Below are 17,680 nucleotides of genomic sequence, written 5' to 3'. Positions count from 1 at the left end.
TTACAGCACCTCCGGCGCGAGCGAGATGATCTTCATGAAGTTCTTGGCGCGCAGCTCACGAACAACTGGGCCAAAGATACGTGTACCCACTGGCTCGTTGTTGTTGTTCAGAATAACGGCTGCGTTGCGATCAAAACGGATCGCGGTGCCATCTTCACGACGGACTTCTTTTGCGGTGCGCACGACAACGGCCTTACGGACGTCACCTTTTTTAACGCGACCACGTGGAATGGCTTCCTTAACCGAGACAACAATGATGTCGCCTACGGATGCGTATTTACGCTTGGAGCCACCCAGAACCTTGATGCACTGAACTCGGCGAGCGCCGGAGTTGTCAGCAACATCCAGATTGGTTTGCATCTGGATCATGTGGTTTCTCCCGACCTATGGGGCAGCGATGCGTGCTGATATCCCCCAGGGTTTCGACTAACTGTAAAGTCTAGTCGCCAGGAGTCTCAAAGTGAGACTCTTAGGCTTCCAGAACTTCCCAGCGTTTGGTTTTCGAACGCGGTGCGCATTCGATAATGCGAACAGAGTCACCTACTTTGTAGGCGTTGTTCTCATCGTGAGCCCGGTATTTTTTGGACTTACGAATGGTCTTCTTCAGAACCGGGTGTGTAAAGCGACGCTCTACGGACACAGTGACGGTCTGGGCGTTGGCGTCCGAAGTAACGGTGCCTGTCAGGATACGTTTGGGCATCTATCTAGCTCCTATTACTCTGCTGCCGACTTGGCTTTTTCGTTCAGGATGGTCTTCACGCGGGCTGCGTTGCGACGCGCGGCACGGATCTGAGCGGAGTTCTCCAGCTGGCCAGTGGCCTGTTGGAAACGCAGGTTGAACGATTCTTTCTTGAGGTTGGCCAGCTCATCACGAAGCTGATCCGGCGTTTTTTCACGCAGTTCTTTGGCGTTCATCGCCTCTTCCTTTCTCATACATCAGAGGGCGCCCGAGTTATGAGCGGGGTGACCCTTTTGTCTGATGGACAAATGACAAACACACGAATCCCGCAGTCACGGAATCCATGAGATGGCGCTCTATACGGGGGAGTCGCTGGGATGGCAAGGGAAAGATCAGTTAAGAGGTTGGTCGCTCTCCAATATACACCAGGATCAGCGATGTCGTATGATCATACTCTGCGTTCAACCGAAAATTTAGCACGCCCCATCGCCGACTGTCTCCCCTCGGGTAACGCGGATCCATCCAGCTATTGTAATACTCAAAGCCCTCAAGCGGCTCGGAAGACTCCTGTGCAAGCATTGGCATTTTACGCGCCATCCACTCGGAAACCTTCTTTTCAAAAATCCGCCGCTCTAATTTGGGCATTTCATTCTCTCTGTCTGTTATCTTGCAATACAGACGCCCATCCAGAGACTCGATCACTTCGACAGAAAACCCTGATGGGAGATGAGGCCAATACCATCTGGTGGACGTATGGTCACCATCAGAAAACTGTTTTTGCCCATCCGTCTAAGATACTGCTGCTGGAAGAACGCCAGAAACTATCGGCAGACAAACGTCCTCAAATAACTGCACCGCAACAGACGGACGATCCTGTGCATGGGCAATTGATCCTGTCGCAAGAAAGCAGGCAATTACCATTCTGAAAAGGGTTCTCACACCATCGTCCTTGTTAATCCGTTGGCCCGCATTCAACCTGTGCTCAGTCGCATGTCAAGGCGGAGGCCATGTCCGCCACCGCACATCCGTTGCACCCGCCCTCAAAAAGACGAGCCAATTCGCCGCATCTGTGCCGCTTGCCGCCCCCTTCCCCACATCCTACACTTTCCCCACATTTGTATGACGCAAATGATATGGCCAAATTCATATGACAGCCTGGCCGCCAGCCCCACATCATTGGAGTTTCAGGATGAAACACCTGATCACCGCCGCGCTGCTGGCCGCCCTTCCCGCGCTCGCCCACGCAGGCACACAACAAATCGACCTCGACGCCCTGCCCGGCAAAACCGTGCATGACACCGCCACCCTCAAACCGCTGGCCCTGACGGAGGATGGCAAACCGCTCAGCGTCCTACTTGAAGTGCCCGCCAATGCGGTGGTGCCCGCACATGCCACCAAATCCGGGCTGCGGATGCTGACCGTGGTCGATGGCACGCTCTATTGGGGGGATGGTGACAAGATCGACGCTGGCGCAGAAACCGTATATCCGCAAGGCTCCATCCTCATGGTCCGCCCAGGTGAGATGCACTGGCTCGCCGCCCGCGAGGGCGCGTTGAGGCTTCAGCTTGTGGTCATGCCGGAGGACGCGCCAACACCCGGCGTTGCCAAACAACTGAACTAGAGCCTCCAAAGGCCTCAGACATGTGCGCCGGATTTCTCTGGCGCACATCGCCCCCCTCCCCTACACATCCGCAATCACTATGCGCGGCGCGAGCCAAAGCGCGCAGTTTGGGAGGAGTGACCATGATACCAATCGACGTAGCGATCCTGTTTATGGGCGCAGCCATCGCGCTGGCCTTGGTGCCGGGGCCGGATAATATCTTTGTGCTGACCCAATCGGCCCTGCATGGCCGCGTTGCGGGTCTCACCGTCACGCTCGGACTTGCCAGCGGCCTCATCTTTCACACCACTGCCGTAGCGCTTGGCGTGGCGGTCATCTTTCAAACCTCGCAAATCGCCTTTGCTATTCTGAAGTACATCGGCGCGGCCTATCTGGCCTATCTCGCGTTCAAAGCCTTCACCGCAGCCAAATCCAATCTGGACGGCGACACGCCTGCGCCCGAAACAAGTGCCAAACAATATGCGCGCGGCCTGATCATGAACATCGCCAATCCCAAGGTGACGATCTTCTTCCTCGCCTTCCTGCCGCAATTTGTCGATCCGGCCAATGGCCCCATTGTACTGCAATTCTACCAACTGGGCCTTCTGATGATCCTGGCCACGCTTCTGGTCTTTGGCAGTGTCGCCCTCGCGGCGGGCTGGCTTGGGGATTGGCTGAAAAACTCCCCCACCGCGCAGATCTGGCTCAATCGCCTCGCCGGTGTGGTCTTCATCGCTCTGGCGCTCAAGCTGGTCACCGCAGAACGCTGACACCCCAATAAACGCCCCAGAAAATGCAAAACGCCGCCCCCTTCGGAGCGGCGTTTCTTTTTGTCATGTCGCAGGCGTCACTTCAGACGCTTGCGCTCGCGGATCAGGCCAATCATCACCGACACACACATCAGCATCAACACGATGGCAAACGGGAAGCCGGTCGCAATCGACGCCGCCTGCAGCGCACCAAGGCCGCCACCCAGCAGAAGCACAATCGCAATCGCGCCTTCCAGCACACACCAGAACACGCGCTGTGCGGTTGGGGCGTCTGTCTTGCCGCCTGCGGTGATCGTGTCGATCACCAGAGAGCCAGAGTCAGAGGAGGTCACAAAGAAGACCACCACCAAAACGATGCCGATGAAAGACAGCAACCCGGTCATTGGGAAGGCTTCAAACATCTTGAACATCTTCAGCTCCAGCGCCGCATCAGACAGCGCCTGACCTACACCACCGGTCACCTGCTCTAGAGCCGCGCCACCAAAGACGCTCATCCACAGAGCCCCAACGATGGTTGGGATAATCAGCACACAGATGATGAACTCGCGGATGGTCCGGCCGCGCGAAATACGCGCAATGAACATACCCACGAAAGGTGACCAACTGATCCACCATGCCCAGTAGAAGGCCGTCCAGCCCTGCATGAAGTTGGTGTCTTCACGGCCAACCCAGTTGGACAGTGCCGGCAGTTGCACAATGTAATCCGCCATGCCGCCAAAGAAGCCGGACAGAATTGCCATTGTTGGCCCCACCAAAAGCACCAGCAGCAACAGTGCCGCCGCCAGGATCATATTGGCCTCAGACAAACGCTTCACGCCTTTTTCAAGACCAGCCACAACAGAAACAAGCGCAAAGATGGTGATCAGAATGATCAGCACAACGCTCATACCATCGCTGATCGGCACGCCGAACAGATAGTTCAGACCCGCCAGCGCCTGAGACGCGCCCAAACCCAGAGAGGTTGCCAGACCAAAGATCGTGGCAAACACAGCGAGGATATCAATGATGTGCCCCAATGGACCCCATGTGTGCTTCCCAAGCAGGGGATAGAACACAGAGCGCATGGTCAGTGGCAGGCCGCGGTTAAAGCTGAAGAACGCCAGCGCCAGAGCCACAATCGCGTAGATCGCCCAGGGGTGCAGACCCCAGTGGAAAATCGTCGCCGCCATCGCCAGATCACGCGACGCAGCCATATCACCGCCTGCAGCGCCCAGCGGCGCCCAGTCCGTGCGCACGCCATCTTCGCCAACCGCAACACCGCCCATGGACGAGCCATAATGCGAGATCGGTTCGGCAACGCCCCAGAACACAAGCCCAATGCCCATGCCCGCAGCAAATAGCATCGCGATCCATGCCATATAGCTGTAGTCAGGCTTAGCATCTTCTCCCCCGAGGCGGATCTTGCCGTAAGGCGAAATCACCAAGAACAGAGAAAACACAACAAACAAGTTACAGGCGATCATAAACACCCAGTCAAAGTTGCTCGTCAGCGTCGGCCGCAGCCAGCCGAAAAACTCGGCTGCTTGCTCGCGGAACACCAGCGAGAAAAAGACAAATGCAACAATCGTCAATCCGGAAACCGCAAAGACCGGATTGTGTATGTCCAATCCCAAAACCTGAACGTTGTCCTGACCGACTTCATAATCGGTATCGTCCGACATAGGCTCCTCCCTTTTTTTCATGCCATAGCGGGCACAGTGGTCAAAAACGACATCCCAAACCTCTAAAATGCGACCTCTTAACGGACGTAATCGCCCTGCCGTATGAAATTGTCGCTTCCACGCAAAACAGCCCGCCAAATCAAAATGCCCGACACCTCAAGGTGTCGGGCGTATTTCATGAACCTGAGCAATCCAAACCAGATCGGGTACCGCCATTAAGAGCTTACGATCTACGCCTCTCAAATGACAGTCATGAACGGCTCCGACCTCGTCATTCCCAGACGTAGTTAAAGCTCACGCTCACCCGCTCATCTTCGGACATATTCATCGGCACCTCATGACGCAGCCAGCTCTCCCAGAGGAGCACATCCCCGACATCAGGTTTCATGTAGATAAATGGCTGCAGATCCCGCCGGGCATCCTTCTGGCGCACAGGCGACGCCATCATGCGGCCAGAGCGGGGATCTTCCAGTTTAAGCGCGCTGGCACCTTCAGGCATCGACACATAGGTAGTGCCGCTGATCACTGAGTGCGGGTGGATATGAGACGCGTGCATCCCACCTTCAGGCAAGATGTTGATCCAGATGTCTTCCAGCTTGAGTGCACGCCCATCTAGGTTGAACTCAAGGTCCTTGGCAAAGGCTGCAACATGCTGATCCAACGCCGACACGACATCTGCAAAGATCGGAAAGCGCCAGGGCAAATCCGTCAGAGACGCATATGAGGTATAGCCCGGATAGGCATTCTCCTCACACCACTCCTGCCCGGCTTCATCATCTTCGGCGATGGAGAAACAAGACACTTCCAACTCGTTGGTATCCACGCTGGGACCAAATTCCGAAAGACGCGCGCGATAGAGGCGCGTCACAAAGAGAGATTCGATTGTAGACATGCGGGCCTCCTACCCTTCTCAGTCACGATTGGCGAGACCAAGGCCACAGTTTCCGTGCCATAGCCCCCTCGGATCATTCAATAAAAAACCTTAGGTTGTAGTGAAAGCCCTTAAAAATAAGGCCTAGCACACTCTTTTAACGCCTGCTTGATAAACCTCTTGATCACACTTGCAACAAAACCCTCGCTTGGGAGCCAAGGTACCAGATCATGAAACGCAAAATCACAGTCAATTTCGCGATCCTCTCGATCATCGTCATGGCCATTGGTGTGATGGCAGGCCTCGCGGGCATTTCTCTTTATTCCCACAAGATGCGCGATGACATGCAGCATCGGGTCACTTTGATTGGCGACGCAAACTACGCTGTCGAAAATCTGAAGATTGAATTCCTATCTGCCCGCCGTGCCGAGAAGGACTTTCTGCTGCGACTCTCAAAGGACTATATCGCTCAGCACGCCGAAGTCATGACCCGCATGAACGGCTATATCAGTACGCTGGAAGGCCTATTGTCCCAAGTGTCAGGCTTGGAACAGGCCGCCGAAGACCTCGCCCTGTTGAAAGAGCACACAAGTCAGTATGAGGCGAGCTTCAAAGATGTCAGCGATGCCAACTTGCGCCTTGGTCTCTCTGCCTCAGATGGACTGAAGGGAGAACTGGCCGCTGCCGTATCTGCCATGGAAACCAGCCTTGAAGGCGTCGCAATTCCGGTATTGCACGTCAAAGTGCTCACCATGCGCCAACATGAAAAAGACTTCCTGCTGGATCCGGACTCCAAGTGGCTCAACGAGGTGAAAGCACGCATAGAGGAATTCAAAGGCTTCCCGGTATTCTTCTATGACAGCGCAGAACAGCGCGAAGCGATCATTCCAATGATGGATGCCTATCAGACCTCATTCGCCTCCCTCGTTCAGGAAACCCTGACAGAACGTGGCGCACGCAGTGATGTCTCCTCACACTTTGCAGCTGCTGAACCCGTGATGGGGGCGATCCTGACCGAAATTCACGCAGCAGCAGAAGCCATCGTCGCCGAAAGCGAAACTGTCAGTGCACAAGCACAGGCCAGCGCCCGATGGGCTGCCATCATCGGCGGTGGTCTATTTGCCATTTTCGCCTTTCTCTTGGCGCGAGGCATTTCGAAACCACTCCGCCGCATTGATGAGGTCCTCAAAGACATTATGGCTGAGGACTTCTCAAAAGAACTGCCCAAATCACGCATTAGGGAACTCTCTGCAATTTCAGATGCTGTCGGTTTCTTCCGGAAATCAGAAGAGACCAAATCTCATCTGACCCAAGAAATCACCAAAGTCATTGATGCCTGCGGCGAAGGCGACTTCTCACGCCGGATCGACATCAACGGCGCTGAGGGGGCCTTTGCCGAACTTGGTAAAGGCGTCAACACCATCGGTGACGTGGCAGAAAAAGGTCTGGGTGATGTGAGAGACGCGCTGGAGGTGCTTGCCACCGGAGATTTGACCCATGACATGCCGGATGGTCAGAAAGGTGTGTTCAAAGACATCTCTGACACCATCACCCATCTCACCGGTAGCCTGGATGGCATGGTACGTCAGCTCTCCGCCAGCAGTCAGGTGCTCAACAGCACCTCTCAGGAAATTTCCTCTTCCGTCGAAGACGCTTCACGGCGCGGCGAAATCTCAGCAGCTTCTTTGGAAGAAACGTCTTCATCGCTGCAGACGGTGGCCGAAACGGTCAATCATACCGCAAACAGTGCGCAAGAAGCCCGCTCTCACGTCAACGACGCTCAAAAGAAAGCAGAAGCCACCCGCGATGTGGCGGACCAAACTGTGGCCGCCATCCAAAAAATCAAGGAAAGCTCCGACGCTATCTCCCAGATCTCAGGCTTGATCGAGGATGTGGCATTCCAAACCAACCTACTGGCCTTGAACGCTGGGGTGGAAGCCGCCCGTGCCGGTGATGCTGGTCGCGGCTTTGCCGTGGTGGCCTCTGAAGTTCGGGCTCTGGCCCAACGCTCCTCCGAGGCGGCGCATGAAATCAACACGCTGATCACCTCTTCGCAAACGGAAGTGGCCAATGGTGTGAACCTGATGGATGAAACCGGCAATTCGCTAGGTGAGATCATGCAGGCTGTTGAACAGGTGGTTGGCAAAGTGAATGAGATTGCAGAAAACGCTGTGGATCAGTCCGCAGGCCTGTCTGAGGTCAATGCCGCTGTTGAAAACCTCGACAGCGACAGCCAGAAGAGTGCAGCCATGCTCGAAGAAACCGCCGCCTCTGGTCAGGTCCTACTCGGCGAAGCCCAAAACCTCGTCCGCGCCGTTGAAGGCTTCACCCTGAAACACACGGGATCGGCGGGACACCCGTCAGAAAATGAGGCGGATCTGGACGACGCTTGGGATGCGGCCTAGCCAACTGCCCCTGTAAGGTTCGTTGCGTAAAGCCTCGGCACTCGCCGGGGCTTTCGTATATATATCGTAAACACGGGGCTGCGCCGCAAAAGCGCGAAATTCCACCGTCACGATACCGTGGGGATACCGACGCGTTACCGACGTGCGGTTTCCCCACGCAACACCCCACCCCCAAAACCACAAAAAAGCCCCCGCCAAACAGGCGGGAGCTTAAACTCAGTTGGAAAAGGTGGGCTCAGCCCACCAAATCCTTACCAGTCTTCGCGAACGACAACGCGGGTTTTGACCGGAAGTTTCATCGCAGCAAGGCGCAGAGCCTCACGTGCGATGTCTTCGGCAACACCGTCGATTTCGAACATCACGCGGCCCGGCTTCACTTTGCACGCCCAATAGTCCACGGAACCTTTACCTTTACCCATACGGACTTCGGTAGGCTTCGAGGTCACAGGAGTGTCTGGGAAGATACGGATCCAAACACGACCTTGACGTTTCATGTGACGGGTCATTGCACGACGTGCTGCCTCGATCTGGCGAGCTGTCACGCGTTCCGGTGTGGTTGCCTTCAGGCCAAAAGAACCGAAGTTCAGGGTGGAGCCACCCTTCGCATCGCCCTTGATGCGGCCTTTGTGCATCTTGCGGAATTTAGTACGCTTTGGTTGAAGCATTGATCAGTCTCCCTTAGCGACGACCGCCGGCACCACGCGGTGCAGGGCCATCCTGGACTTCTTGTGCACGACGGTCACGCGCCTGTGGATCATGCTCCATGATCTCGCCTTTGAAGATCCAGGTTTTGATACCAATGATCCCGTAAGCGGTGGTCGCTTCCACATGTGCGTAATCGATGTCGGCACGCAGTGTGTGCAGAGGCACACGGCCTTCGCGGTACCATTCGGTACGTGCGATTTCGGCACCACCCAGACGACCAGCGACGTTCACCCGGATACCCAGGGCGCCCATGCGCATTGCGTTCTGAACAGCACGCTTCATCGCGCGACGGAAAGACACACGGCGTTCCAGCTGCTGAGCGATGGACTCGCCTACCAGCTGAGCGTCGAGTTCCGGCTTGCGCACTTCAACGATGTTGAGGTGCAGCTCGGAGTCGGTCATCGCAGCGATCTTCTTACGAAGAGTCTCGATGTCCGCGCCTTTTTTGCCGATGATCACGCCCGGACGCGCAGTGTGAACAGTCACACGGCACTTCTTGTGAGGGCGCTCGATGATCACACGTGCGATACCGGCTTGTTTGCACTCTGCCTTGATGAACTCACGGATCTTGATGTCTTCCAACAGGAGATCACCATAGTCCTTGGTGTCGGCGTACCAACGGCTGTCCCAGGTGCGGTTCACCTGAAGGCGCATGCCAATCGGATTGACTTTATTACCCATTAGGCTTGCTCCTCAACTTGACGCACCTTGATGGTGAGCTCAGAGAACGGCTTGATGATCTTGCCGAAACGACCACGAGCCCGCGGACGACCGCGCTTCATAGTCAGGTTCTTGCCCACATAGGCCTCGGCAACGATCAGGCTGTCGACGTCCAGGTTGTGGTTGTTCTCGGCGTTGGCAATTGCGGACTGAAGGCATTTCTTCACGTCTGCTGCGATACGCTTGTTGGAGAAAGTCAGGTCGGTCAGAGCCTTCTCAACTTTCTTGCCGCGGATCATGCCAGCAACCAGGTTCAATTTCTGCGGGCTGGTGCGAAGCATGCGGGTTTTCGCCATTGCTTCGTTTTCAGCCACGCGGCGGGGATTTTTTACCTTACCCATGACTTACTTCCGTTTCGCTTTTTTGTCGGCCGCGTGCCCGTAGTAGGTACGGGTTGGCGAATATTCACCGAATTTTTGACCGATCATGTCTTCGGTAATCAGCACAGGAACGTGCTTTTTGCCGTTGTACACACCAAAAGTCAGACCCACGAACTGGGGCAAAATGGTGGAACGACGGGACCAAATCTTGATCACTTCATTGCGACCGGATTCGCGAACTGCTTCGGCTTTCTTAAGCACGTAAGCATCCACAAAAGGGCCTTTCCATACAGAGCGAGACATCTATTAACGCCCCTTCTTCTTGGCGTGACGCGAGCGGATAATAAGCTTTTGCGACGCTTTGTTTTTGTTGCGGGTACGGGCACCTTTGGTCGGCTTACCCCATGGTGTCACTGGGTGACGGCCACCGGAGGTACGACCTTCACCACCACCGTGAGGGTGATCGATCGGGTTCATAACCACACCACGAACGCTCGGACGCTTGCCTTTGTGGCGCATACGGCCGGCTTTACCGAAGTTCTGGTTGGAGTTGTCAGGGTTGGACACGGCACCAACGGTGGCCATGCATTCCTGACGCACGAGGCGCAGTTCGCCAGAGGACAGGCGGATCTGAGCGTAGCCACCGTCACGACCAACAAACTGAGCATAGGTACCAGCGGCACGAGCGATCTGGCCGCCTTTGCCTGGTTTCAGTTCGATGTTGTGAATGATGGTACCGATCGGCATGCCAGAGAATGGCATTGCGTTGCCCGGCTTGATGTCGGCCTTTGCAGACGCGATCACCTGATCGCCAACTGCCAGACGCTGAGGTGCGAGGATATACGCCTGCTCACCGTCTTCATATTTGACCAGTGCGATGAATGCAGTCCGGTTCGGGTCGTATTCGATCCGCTCAACGGTTGCCGCAACATCAAATTTGTTCCGTTTGAAGTCAACGATCCGGTAAAGGCGTTTCGCCCCACCACCACGACGACGCGAGGTGATCCGTCCGGTGTTGTTCCGGCCGCCCGATTTCGTCAAACCCTCGGTGAGAGCTTTGACGGGACGTCCTTTCCAAAGTTCCGAACGGTCGATCAGCACCAGCCCACGCTGGCCCGGCGTCGTCGGCTTGTACGACTTAAGTGCCATGCTTTCTGTCTTCCGTATAGCAGCCAGACCTTAGGTTATTGTCTTTGGTCCGGCGATGTTAAAGGCCCCCGTAGGTGCCAAATGTATAGGGCCCCGAAGGTCCCCGGTTCAAAAGGCGAGCAGCCCCAGAACGAATCTGAGGCCACACGACCCGCGCGATGTAACAGGGTTGGGTAAGGCTGTCTATAGGACCGCTTGTTTTTCTTGGTTTAAGCCCACCCCCGAGATCCGATCAGACCAGCAAGTGGCGAATAATGCTCCCATACGGAATGAGCTGAAAAGGAGTAAACTCCGGCGGCGCGACCCGCAAACACCTGCCCCGCATGTCATGTGACATACGCGCGGCAAAGACCTAAAAGACTTTCGAGGAGACGCGCTTATCCTGCTTTACGTAAAGCTTCACTGACGGGTGAATAACTCTCCAAAACATCTCGCCCATTTTTAGCAAGCCGCCACACAAGACGCTTTTGCTGCTTGATGTCTGGAATGAAGTGGGCCGGTTGCGGGCTGCTCTCTGCGCTTTGTAACTCCGAGAAGAGCTTCAAAATTTCTTCGACGGCAGCATCACTCAGCGCCTCCCGAGTAAACGCCCCCCACAGCAGACTTTCACTTGGAGCGCCTTCTGCATAAACAACCTCATGAGCGTCGAACAAAAGATGGACGTAGTCCACCTCTTGCATGGAAGTGTCAATCTCGATGCCAGGCAAGCCGCAAAGCCGCACCGCGGCTACAAGCACTTCTGATGCGCCGAACATCCGCTCACATACAGGGGAGTGAACCAGCATTCTATGCTGGCGGGAAACCCAGAGATCACGTCGAGGCAAGCCCCCTCCTAACGCACCAGCAGTGATCTTGACTGGCAACAATTTGGGGTCAGCCGTGAGGTCTCCAGAATGCAGTCTGCGCCGCCCTACCCAGCGCACAGGGCGCAATCCATTGGCTGTGTGTACGAGATCACCCACTTGGATGTCGCGAGCAGGCTTTGCCCCAGTGGCCGTTCTAAGCCCGGTATTGCCATGAAAGCAGACCATCAATTCGATGTTGTCAACAATGGCACCGAGGCTGTCATTCGGGCCGCGCTCTGTCATTCTGAGCTTATAGGTGCCCGCCTCAGGAAAAGTGACTGGCAGCGAAAATTCAACAAAACCGTTTTGTGTCGGCCGCACCGCAAGGAAAGCAATTACATTGTTGTTGCTGTCTAGAATCTCGACATCGAAGCCTTCTCGCCCTGCATTGCCATTAGAGGCAGTACGCAAAGCCGCGTCAAAATTCAGAGACGTGGAAGTGCCGCGCGAAACAACGAAGCTTTGCTCCATTACCGTGGTCTGCCCACGACGCCCATCAATCTCAGCAACACGATTGCTCGATCCATTTCCGAGGTATGCGCCTTCTCGGTAGTTGGTTTCCAAATCCGACCCAGACCAGTGCGTCGAACCTTGGTCAAAAGTTCCGTTCAAAATCAGATTGATAGGTGGCATTCTGCGCTCGATTCTTTACCTAAGCCTCCCCATGTAATCCGCAGTCTGTGGACAGACCATGCGGAAACCACGTCATTTGTTAGGCATTGAGCAACAATTCGCTGAATACGCACTCTATCGCACAACAACGGCAAGCGAAGCGAAATTCAAAACCGAGGCCTCCCAAAGGGAAGGTTTGTTTCCCAGAGAGTTAGCGCTTTAAAAATCGGCGCTTGATAAGGCTACCACGGTGACGGCAATACTCGGAAAACGTCAGCGCTTTCGCCTCTTCGGGCTGATAGGCTCCGGGCTTGATAAATTCAGCAGCATGCGAAACGAGCGCCTTCTTCGGGGTCAACCCACAAAAATGCGCAAGCTCTTTCAAGACCGCCTCGGGTTTTAGAACCAACTTCTCATAGCTGACCAGCATTACAGGACATTTCGCATTCCACATAAGATCTACATTCTTGCGGGTTTGCCCCATATATAGCCCCACACCTTTACCAAGCGCCTCTTGATCCCAAGATGAAACGCCTAAAGTGTTGGCCGTCATGTCGCGCGTTACGAGGATCAAACGAGGATTGCGCAGCTCGGGCAAAATCTCATCGATGTACTGATGAGGATGAGGGTGCTTCCATCCCCATACATCATAGTCCGCGTTGCGCTGCGCGACCGTGGCGCGAATAGCATCGAGCCCATGTTTGAACCGAAAACACTTATCTTCGAGGTTGCCCTCCATATCATCACCCAGAAAGACGCCCATGCGGCGGATACCACCTGCAACAGCTGTGGTACCTCCACGGTTAACCCCGTAGATCATCAGAGTGCGTTGCTTTCCGGTACGGAGAGTCTCGTCGTCGCGAAACGCAATGGTGTGAGAATACACGCGCTTGCCCTGCCATTAAAAATTCTTTGCCAACACAAAACTAGTGTGAGCTTAAAAATGCGCAATACATAAAGAAAATGAGCTGCCCGATTTCCCGGACAGCTCCAATTTTTTAGGCAGGATCTTACAGTCCGGTGGACACGTCGATCGTGTTGCCTTCTTCCAGAGTCACGTAAGCCTTTTTCACGTCTTTACGCTTGCCAAGCTGGCCGCGGAAACGTTTGACTTTACCCTTGGTGATGGTGGTGTTGACCGCTTTGACCTTCACACCAAAGAGTGCTTCAACAGCTTCTTTGATCTGTGGTTTGTTGCTGTCGATCGCCACTTCGAAAACCACTGCACCGTTTTCGGACGCCATTGTGGATTTCTCGGTGATGACCGGCTTGCGGATCACATCGTAGTGTTCTGCCTTCGCGCTCATTTCAGACGAGCCTCCAGTGCTTCGATCCCCGCTTTGGTGATCACCAGAGTGTCACGCTTGAGGATGTCATAAACGTTCGCGCCCATGGTCGGCAGGATATCCAGACCTTCGATGTTGCGCGATGCTTTCAGGAAGCCTTCGTTCACGGACGCACCATCGATGACCAGAGCACGTTTCCAGCCCAGGTTTTTCACCTGCTTGGCCAGAGCGGCAGTCTTGCCTTCAGACGCTGCATCTTCGATCACAACCAGCTCGCCTGCTTTCGCTTTCGCGGACAGGGCGTGCTTCAGGCCGAGCTTGCGGAACTTCTTCGGCAGGTCGTGGCCGTGGCTACGCACAACTGGACCTTTGTAGATACCACCACCGCGGAAGATCGGCGCGTTACGGTCACCGTGGCGTGCGCCGCCGGTGCCTTTTTGGCGATAGATCTTTTTAGTGGAATAAGAAGTCTCGGAACGGGTCTTCACCTTGTGAGTGCCGGCCTGCGCGTTGTTGCGCTGCCAACGAACCACACGGTGCAGGATGTCCGCACGTGGCTCTTGACCGAACAGGTCTTCGGACAGTTCAACAGAACCGGCCTTGGAGCCGTCGAGTTTGATCACGTCAAGTTTCATGCTTCACCGCCTTCCGCAGGTGCTTCTTCAGCCGGAGCTTCGGTCGCTGCTGCTTTCACGGCTGCCGGGAAAGGCAGACCTTCAGGTGCTTTTTTCTTCACGGCGTCCTTAACGGAAACCCAACCACCTTTGGAGCCAGGAACGGCACCTTTGATGAAGAGCAGACCACGCTCGGCGTCGGTTTTCACGACTTCGAGGTTTTGGGTGGTTACGCGAACCGCACCCATGTGACCAGCCATCTTCTTGCCCTTGAACACGCGGCCCGGGTCTTGACACTGACCGGTGGAACCGTGGGAACGGTGGCTGATGGAAACACCGTGAGTAGCGCGCAGACCACCAAAGTTGTGGCGCTTCATCGCACCGGCAAAACCTTTACCGATGGAGGTGCCCGCAACGTCCACTTTCTGACCTTCAAGGAAGTGCTCTGCGGAGATTTCCGCGCCCACTTCGATCAGGCCGTCTGCTGGAACGCGGAACTCAACCATCTTGCGCTTTGGCTCCACTTTCGCTGCTGCGAAGTGGCCACGCATGGCTTTGGAGGTACGCTTGGCTTTTGCTGTGCCAGCGCCGAGCTGAACGGCGGTGTAGCCGTCTTTCTCTTCGGTGCGCTGAGCAACAACCTGCAGGCCGTCGAGCGAAAGAACGGTCACAGGGATCTGCTTGCCGTCTTCCATGAACAAGCGGGTCATGCCCACTTTCTTTGCGATAATACCGGAACGCATCAGATATTCTCCTTAAACAGAGATCTGCACGTCCACGCCGGCCGCCAGATCGAGCTTCATCAGCGCGTCAACGGTCTGCGGGGTCGGATCAACGATGTCGAGAAGACGCTTGTGCGTACGGATCTCAAACTGATCGCGGGATTTCTTGTCTACGTGTGGACCACGCAGAACGGTGAACTTCTCAATCTTGTTGGGAAGCGGGATCGGGCCACGAACCTGCGCGCCGGTGCGCTTTGCAGTGTTCACGATTTCCTGAGTGCTAGCGTCCAGCACACGGTAATCAAAAGCCTTCAGCCGAATGCGAATGTTTTGACTTTGCATTTCGTCAGCCTTTTTTAGGCGTTGGAGTTGAGAGGAGGATCCGCGACCACCGCAAACCCTCATCGAACCCAAAAGGCGGGAATCACCCCGCCTCAAGATTCCAGTAAGGAACCCGCGCCCTCTACAGCTGATTTGCATGTCTGGCAAGGGGTATCCTGCAAAAGCTCTCCGTCCGTCCGCGCGCCTCGGTCAAGGGCGTGCCTCGAAGACGAGATATAACTGCACATTGGCAGTTGCTCTTTCGCCGCACGGACATGACCATGATCAGCAGAAGCATATAGAGGGAATGTTGGAAATGGCAGCCACCTTCAAGGGACAGACATTCATCGTCATGGGCGTGAGTGGGGTTGGCAAAAGCACACTCGCACAGGCCCTCGCACAGGCGCTGAAGGCTCAATATCTTGAGGCAGACGACCTACATCCTAAATCCAACATCGACAGAATGGCGCAAGGTCTACCGCTGACCGATGAGATGCGCATTCCCTGGCTACAGGCTCTTCGGAGTGCCATATCAGAGCACCATCACCACCACCCGGACAAAGATTTGGTCGCGACCTGCTCCGCCCTGAAACGTCAATATCGCGACCTCCTAAAAACCAACAATCCACAAACGACCTTTCTGCACCTTACGGCCCCGAAGGACGTCATTTTGCATCGGATCTCCAAGAGGCAGGATCACTTCATGCCCGCCAGCCTCCTATCCAGTCAGTTTGCAGCGCTAGAGCCGCTCACCAAAGACGAAGATCATCTGCTGATTGATGGCACTTTGCCACCAGACACCATCATTGAGCGGGTTCTATCTCAGCTGCCCACTTCCGCGCATATAACATGAAGGATGTGCGGCACTGTTCTTTGCGACATCCGCCGCATTGACACTTGCCCCAGATGCAGGTCACACAAGATCAACGCAAGGTCCAAGCCGCTACCGCCAGGCACATCATCCGCGCGCCGCGCGCACTCGCAAATAGGAATGCTTCATGGAAATCGCGAACTTTGGCCTTTACGGGCTTGGGACAATGGGCGGCGCGCTGGCACAGAATATCGCAGACAAGGGCTTCCATCTGCACGTCGCCTCATACAAGCCCGAAGACACAGAACGTTTTGTTGCCAATGCAGGCGCTCAAAAACCGATGTTTACGGGGCACCGCACCCTTGCCGAAATGACTGAGACCATGCCCGGTCCCCGCGCTATCATCATGTTGATCCCTGCGGGCGCTGCCATTGATGACAGCATCGCGCAGGCCAAGCCGCATATGCGGCCCGGCGACGTTCTGATCGACGCGGGCAACTCAGATTTTCACGACACACGCCGTCGGGCGCAGGCACTGGAGGCCGAAGGGCTTGGCTACATGGGCATGGGGGTCTCCGGAGGGGAAGAAGGGGCTCGCAAAGGCCCGGCCATGATGGTGGGCGGAACAGAATCCGTTTGGAAGACCTTGCGTCCTATGCTTGAGGCGATTGCCGCGGATTTTGAAGGTACGCCCTGCGTCGATCGCGTGGGTCCAGATGGAGCAGGGCATTTTGTAAAGACTGTCCACAACGGCATCGAATATGCCGACATGCAGATACTGGCAGAAACCTACGGGCTTATGCGCAACGGCATGTCCATGACACCGCCCCAAATTGGGGACGTGTTTGCCACGTGGAACGAAGGCCGATTGCAAAGCTATCTCGTGGAAATCTCCGCAGAGGTTCTGCGCGCTATAGATCCAGCCACCGACAAACCAATTCTCGATATGATTGTGGACACGGCGGGCCAAAAAGGCACAGGGCGCTGGACGGCAATTGAAGCGCAAAAGCTTGGTGTCTCAGCCTCAACAATCGAAGCTGCAGTTGGTGCGCGTATCTGGTCGGCACATCCAGAGGCGCGCCATACCGGCCAAGCCCTGTTTGAGGTCCAGCGGGGCGAGGTCGCTTTGGATACGGCGCAGCTTGAACAGGCGATCTTGGCCGCGCGCATATTGAGCCACAGTCAGGGGTTCGGTTTGCTCTCAACTGCCTCGCAGGAATTCGACTGGTCTCTCAAACTGGCACGCTGTGCAGAAATCTGGCGCGCGGGCTGCATCATTCGCTCTCGGTTGCTCTCGGAAATAGCGCAGACCTATGAGGCCGTACCCTCGACCCAAATTCTGGCTTTTGCCCCGGCAATGGTGCCTCTTCTGGAAACAACCTTACCGGCGCTCCGGACGGTGGTTGCCGAAAGCATCAAGGCCGGACACCCTATCCCCGTTATGACAGCTGCGCTGGCTTGGTTTGACGGCATGACACAGGCCCGAGGCACCGCCGACCTTATTCAGGGACAAAGGGATTTCTTTGGCCGTCATGGTTTTGCCCGCTTGGATGGCGGCACCGGGCATCACGGCCCTTGGGACAGCTAAA

General features: G+C 55.5%; 23 protein-coding genes. 6 read left to right on the top strand and 17 right to left on the bottom strand.

The annotated features are described in order from the left end of the window. The 4 genes from rplN to J7382_RS04315 all read right to left on the bottom strand — a co-directional run bounded on the left by rplN (position 1) and on the right by J7382_RS04315 (position 1,324). A complete protein-coding gene (rplN, locus tag J7382_RS04330; protein ID WP_005621870.1) occupies positions 1–369 on the bottom strand; it encodes a 50S ribosomal protein L14 in 369 nt (122 codons plus the stop codon). Between the two features lie 100 nt (positions 370–469). Continuing rightward, positions 470–700, bottom strand: coding sequence for a 30S ribosomal protein S17 (gene rpsQ, locus J7382_RS04325; RefSeq protein ID WP_058238287.1), 231 nt, complete (start codon positions 698–700; stop codon positions 470–472). A gap of 14 nt (positions 701–714) precedes the next feature. After that, complete coding sequence (gene rpmC / locus J7382_RS04320) at positions 715–915, bottom strand: 50S ribosomal protein L29 (RefSeq protein WP_209067456.1); 201 nt, start codon at positions 913–915, stop codon at positions 715–717. 160 nt (positions 916–1,075) lie between these two features. Next, the gene (locus tag J7382_RS04315; RefSeq protein WP_209067453.1) at positions 1,076–1,324 is read right to left on the bottom strand and encodes a hypothetical protein; all 249 of its coding nucleotides are present in this window, start codon (positions 1,322–1,324) and stop codon (positions 1,076–1,078) included. Positions 1,325–1,398: 74 nt separating this feature from the next. Between J7382_RS04315 and J7382_RS04310 the strand changes: the two genes are divergently transcribed. The 3 genes from J7382_RS04310 (at position 1,399) to J7382_RS04300 (ending at position 3,049) form a co-directional block, all read left to right on the top strand. Further along, positions 1,399–1,605 carry a hypothetical protein gene (locus J7382_RS04310; RefSeq protein WP_209067448.1) on the top strand — a complete coding sequence of 69 codons (207 nt, stop codon included), beginning with the start codon at positions 1,399–1,401 and terminating at the stop codon, positions 1,603–1,605. Between the two features lie 263 nt (positions 1,606–1,868). After that, a complete protein-coding gene (locus J7382_RS04305; protein WP_209067445.1) occupies positions 1,869–2,300 on the top strand; it encodes a hypothetical protein in 432 nt (143 codons plus the stop codon). A gap of 122 nt (positions 2,301–2,422) precedes the next feature. Then, positions 2,423–3,049, top strand: a complete 627-nt coding sequence (locus J7382_RS04300; RefSeq protein WP_209067441.1) for a LysE family translocator — start codon at positions 2,423–2,425, stop codon at positions 3,047–3,049. A 77-nt stretch (positions 3,050–3,126) separates the two neighbouring features. Here the strand turns inward: J7382_RS04300 and J7382_RS04295 are convergent, their stop codons facing one another. Together J7382_RS04295 and J7382_RS04290 are read right to left on the bottom strand one after the other, a co-directional pair. Further along, positions 3,127–4,710, bottom strand: a complete 1,584-nt coding sequence (locus J7382_RS04295) for a BCCT family transporter (RefSeq protein ID WP_209067439.1) — start codon at positions 4,708–4,710, stop codon at positions 3,127–3,129. Between the two features lie 271 nt (positions 4,711–4,981). Beyond that, a complete protein-coding gene (locus J7382_RS04290; protein ID WP_058238280.1) occupies positions 4,982–5,602 on the bottom strand; it encodes a 2OG-Fe(II) oxygenase family protein in 621 nt (206 codons plus the stop codon). Between the two features lie 209 nt (positions 5,603–5,811). On the opposite strand from J7382_RS04290, the gene J7382_RS04285 reads away from it, so the two are divergent. Continuing rightward, a complete protein-coding gene (locus tag J7382_RS04285; protein ID WP_209067437.1) occupies positions 5,812–7,986 on the top strand; it encodes a methyl-accepting chemotaxis protein in 2,175 nt (724 codons plus the stop codon). 251 nt (positions 7,987–8,237) lie between these two features. Here J7382_RS04285 and rplP read toward each other — a convergent pair whose 3' ends face one another. From rplP to rpsJ, 11 genes are all read right to left on the bottom strand, one after another. After that, complete coding sequence (rplP, locus tag J7382_RS04280; protein ID WP_209067435.1) at positions 8,238–8,651, bottom strand: 50S ribosomal protein L16; 414 nt, start codon at positions 8,649–8,651, stop codon at positions 8,238–8,240. A 13-nt stretch (positions 8,652–8,664) separates the two neighbouring features. Beyond that, positions 8,665–9,372 carry a 30S ribosomal protein S3 gene (gene rpsC / locus J7382_RS04275; RefSeq protein WP_058238277.1) on the bottom strand — a complete coding sequence of 236 codons (708 nt, stop codon included), beginning with the start codon at positions 9,370–9,372 and terminating at the stop codon, positions 8,665–8,667. Continuing rightward, the gene (rplV, locus tag J7382_RS04270; RefSeq protein WP_058238276.1) at positions 9,372–9,752 is read right to left on the bottom strand and encodes a 50S ribosomal protein L22; all 381 of its coding nucleotides are present in this window, start codon (positions 9,750–9,752) and stop codon (positions 9,372–9,374) included. The genes rpsC and rplV overlap by 1 nt, the downstream gene beginning before the upstream one ends. Positions 9,753–9,755: 3 nt before the next feature. After that, complete coding sequence (gene rpsS / locus J7382_RS04265; RefSeq protein WP_209067433.1) at positions 9,756–10,034, bottom strand: 30S ribosomal protein S19; 279 nt, start codon at positions 10,032–10,034, stop codon at positions 9,756–9,758. A 3-nt stretch (positions 10,035–10,037) separates the two neighbouring features. Continuing rightward, a complete protein-coding gene (gene rplB, locus J7382_RS04260) occupies positions 10,038–10,880 on the bottom strand; it encodes a 50S ribosomal protein L2 (RefSeq protein WP_058238274.1) in 843 nt (280 codons plus the stop codon). Positions 10,881–11,257: 377 nt separating this feature from the next. After that, complete coding sequence (locus J7382_RS04255; protein ID WP_209067431.1) at positions 11,258–12,358, bottom strand: Hint domain-containing protein; 1,101 nt, start codon at positions 12,356–12,358, stop codon at positions 11,258–11,260. 190 nt (positions 12,359–12,548) lie between these two features. Further along, complete coding sequence (locus J7382_RS04250) at positions 12,549–13,223, bottom strand: sulfotransferase (RefSeq protein ID WP_209067428.1); 675 nt, start codon at positions 13,221–13,223, stop codon at positions 12,549–12,551. A gap of 124 nt (positions 13,224–13,347) precedes the next feature. Next, on the bottom strand, positions 13,348–13,644 hold the full coding sequence (locus J7382_RS04245; RefSeq protein WP_058238271.1) for a 50S ribosomal protein L23: 297 nt from the start codon (positions 13,642–13,644) through the stop codon (positions 13,348–13,350). Next, positions 13,641–14,258: a 50S ribosomal protein L4 gene (rplD, locus tag J7382_RS04240; RefSeq protein WP_209067427.1), complete on the bottom strand. Its 618-nt coding sequence runs from the start codon at positions 14,256–14,258 to the stop codon at positions 13,641–13,643. Before rplD ends, J7382_RS04245 begins: the two co-directional genes overlap by 4 nt. Then, the gene (gene rplC, locus J7382_RS04235) at positions 14,255–14,980 is read right to left on the bottom strand and encodes a 50S ribosomal protein L3 (RefSeq protein ID WP_058238269.1); all 726 of its coding nucleotides are present in this window, start codon (positions 14,978–14,980) and stop codon (positions 14,255–14,257) included. Before rplC ends, rplD begins: the two co-directional genes overlap by 4 nt. Before the next feature lie 12 nt (positions 14,981–14,992). Then, a complete protein-coding gene (gene rpsJ, locus J7382_RS04230; RefSeq protein WP_044028221.1) occupies positions 14,993–15,301 on the bottom strand; it encodes a 30S ribosomal protein S10 in 309 nt (102 codons plus the stop codon). Positions 15,302–15,596: 295 nt separating this feature from the next. On the opposite strand from rpsJ, the gene J7382_RS04225 reads away from it, so the two are divergent. Then, a complete protein-coding gene (locus J7382_RS04225; protein ID WP_209067426.1) occupies positions 15,597–16,133 on the top strand; it encodes a gluconokinase in 537 nt (178 codons plus the stop codon). 145 nt (positions 16,134–16,278) lie between these two features. Next, a complete protein-coding gene (gndA, locus tag J7382_RS04220) occupies positions 16,279–17,679 on the top strand; it encodes an NADP-dependent phosphogluconate dehydrogenase (protein WP_209067425.1) in 1,401 nt (466 codons plus the stop codon). Position 17,680 lies beyond the last annotated feature (1 nt).

The organism is Shimia sp. R11_0, from assembly GCF_017744035.1.
GTDB lineage: Bacteria > Pseudomonadota > Alphaproteobacteria > Rhodobacterales > Rhodobacteraceae > Shimia > Shimia marina.
The sequence above is the reverse complement of the archived record's forward strand: the minus strand, read 5'-3'. Positions and strand labels throughout refer to the sequence as shown.

Bases quoted from the DNA above. Each gene is read 5' to 3' on its own strand.
- rplN (WP_005621870.1), bottom strand. From the start codon at position 369: ATGATCCAGATGCAAACCAATCTGGATGTTGCTGACAACTCCGGCGCT.
- rpsQ (WP_058238287.1), bottom strand. From the start codon at position 700: ATGCCCAAACGTATCCTGACAGGCACCGTTACTTCGGACGCCAACGCC.
- rpmC (WP_209067456.1), bottom strand. From the start codon at position 915: ATGAACGCCAAAGAACTGCGTGAAAAAACGCCGGATCAGCTTCGTGAT.
- J7382_RS04315 (WP_209067453.1), bottom strand. From the start codon at position 1,324: ATGCCCAAATTAGAGCGGCGGATTTTTGAAAAGAAGGTTTCCGAGTGG.
- J7382_RS04310 (WP_209067448.1), top strand. From the start codon at position 1,399: ATGGGAGATGAGGCCAATACCATCTGGTGGACGTATGGTCACCATCAG.
- J7382_RS04305 (WP_209067445.1), top strand. From the start codon at position 1,869: ATGAAACACCTGATCACCGCCGCGCTGCTGGCCGCCCTTCCCGCGCTC.
- J7382_RS04300 (WP_209067441.1), top strand. From the start codon at position 2,423: ATGATACCAATCGACGTAGCGATCCTGTTTATGGGCGCAGCCATCGCG.
- J7382_RS04295 (WP_209067439.1), bottom strand. From the start codon at position 4,710: ATGTCGGACGATACCGATTATGAAGTCGGTCAGGACAACGTTCAGGTT.
- J7382_RS04290 (WP_058238280.1), bottom strand. From the start codon at position 5,602: ATGTCTACAATCGAATCTCTCTTTGTGACGCGCCTCTATCGCGCGCGT.
- J7382_RS04285 (WP_209067437.1), top strand. From the start codon at position 5,812: ATGAAACGCAAAATCACAGTCAATTTCGCGATCCTCTCGATCATCGTC.
- rplP (WP_209067435.1), bottom strand. From the start codon at position 8,651: ATGCTTCAACCAAAGCGTACTAAATTCCGCAAGATGCACAAAGGCCGC.
- rpsC (WP_058238277.1), bottom strand. From the start codon at position 9,372: ATGGGTAATAAAGTCAATCCGATTGGCATGCGCCTTCAGGTGAACCGC.
- rplV (WP_058238276.1), bottom strand. From the start codon at position 9,752: ATGGGTAAGGTAAAAAATCCCCGCCGCGTGGCTGAAAACGAAGCAATG.
- rpsS (WP_209067433.1), bottom strand. From the start codon at position 10,034: ATGTCTCGCTCTGTATGGAAAGGCCCTTTTGTGGATGCTTACGTGCTT.
- rplB (WP_058238274.1), bottom strand. From the start codon at position 10,880: ATGGCACTTAAGTCGTACAAGCCGACGACGCCGGGCCAGCGTGGGCTG.
- J7382_RS04255 (WP_209067431.1), bottom strand. From the start codon at position 12,358: ATGCCACCTATCAATCTGATTTTGAACGGAACTTTTGACCAAGGTTCG.
- J7382_RS04245 (WP_058238271.1), bottom strand. From the start codon at position 13,644: ATGAGCGCGAAGGCAGAACACTACGATGTGATCCGCAAGCCGGTCATC.
- rplD (WP_209067427.1), bottom strand. From the start codon at position 14,258: ATGAAACTTGACGTGATCAAACTCGACGGCTCCAAGGCCGGTTCTGTT.
- rplC (WP_058238269.1), bottom strand. From the start codon at position 14,980: ATGCGTTCCGGTATTATCGCAAAGAAAGTGGGCATGACCCGCTTGTTC.
- rpsJ (WP_044028221.1), bottom strand. From the start codon at position 15,301: ATGCAAAGTCAAAACATTCGCATTCGGCTGAAGGCTTTTGATTACCGT.
- J7382_RS04225 (WP_209067426.1), top strand. From the start codon at position 15,597: ATGGCAGCCACCTTCAAGGGACAGACATTCATCGTCATGGGCGTGAGT.
- gndA (WP_209067425.1), top strand. From the start codon at position 16,279: ATGGAAATCGCGAACTTTGGCCTTTACGGGCTTGGGACAATGGGCGGC.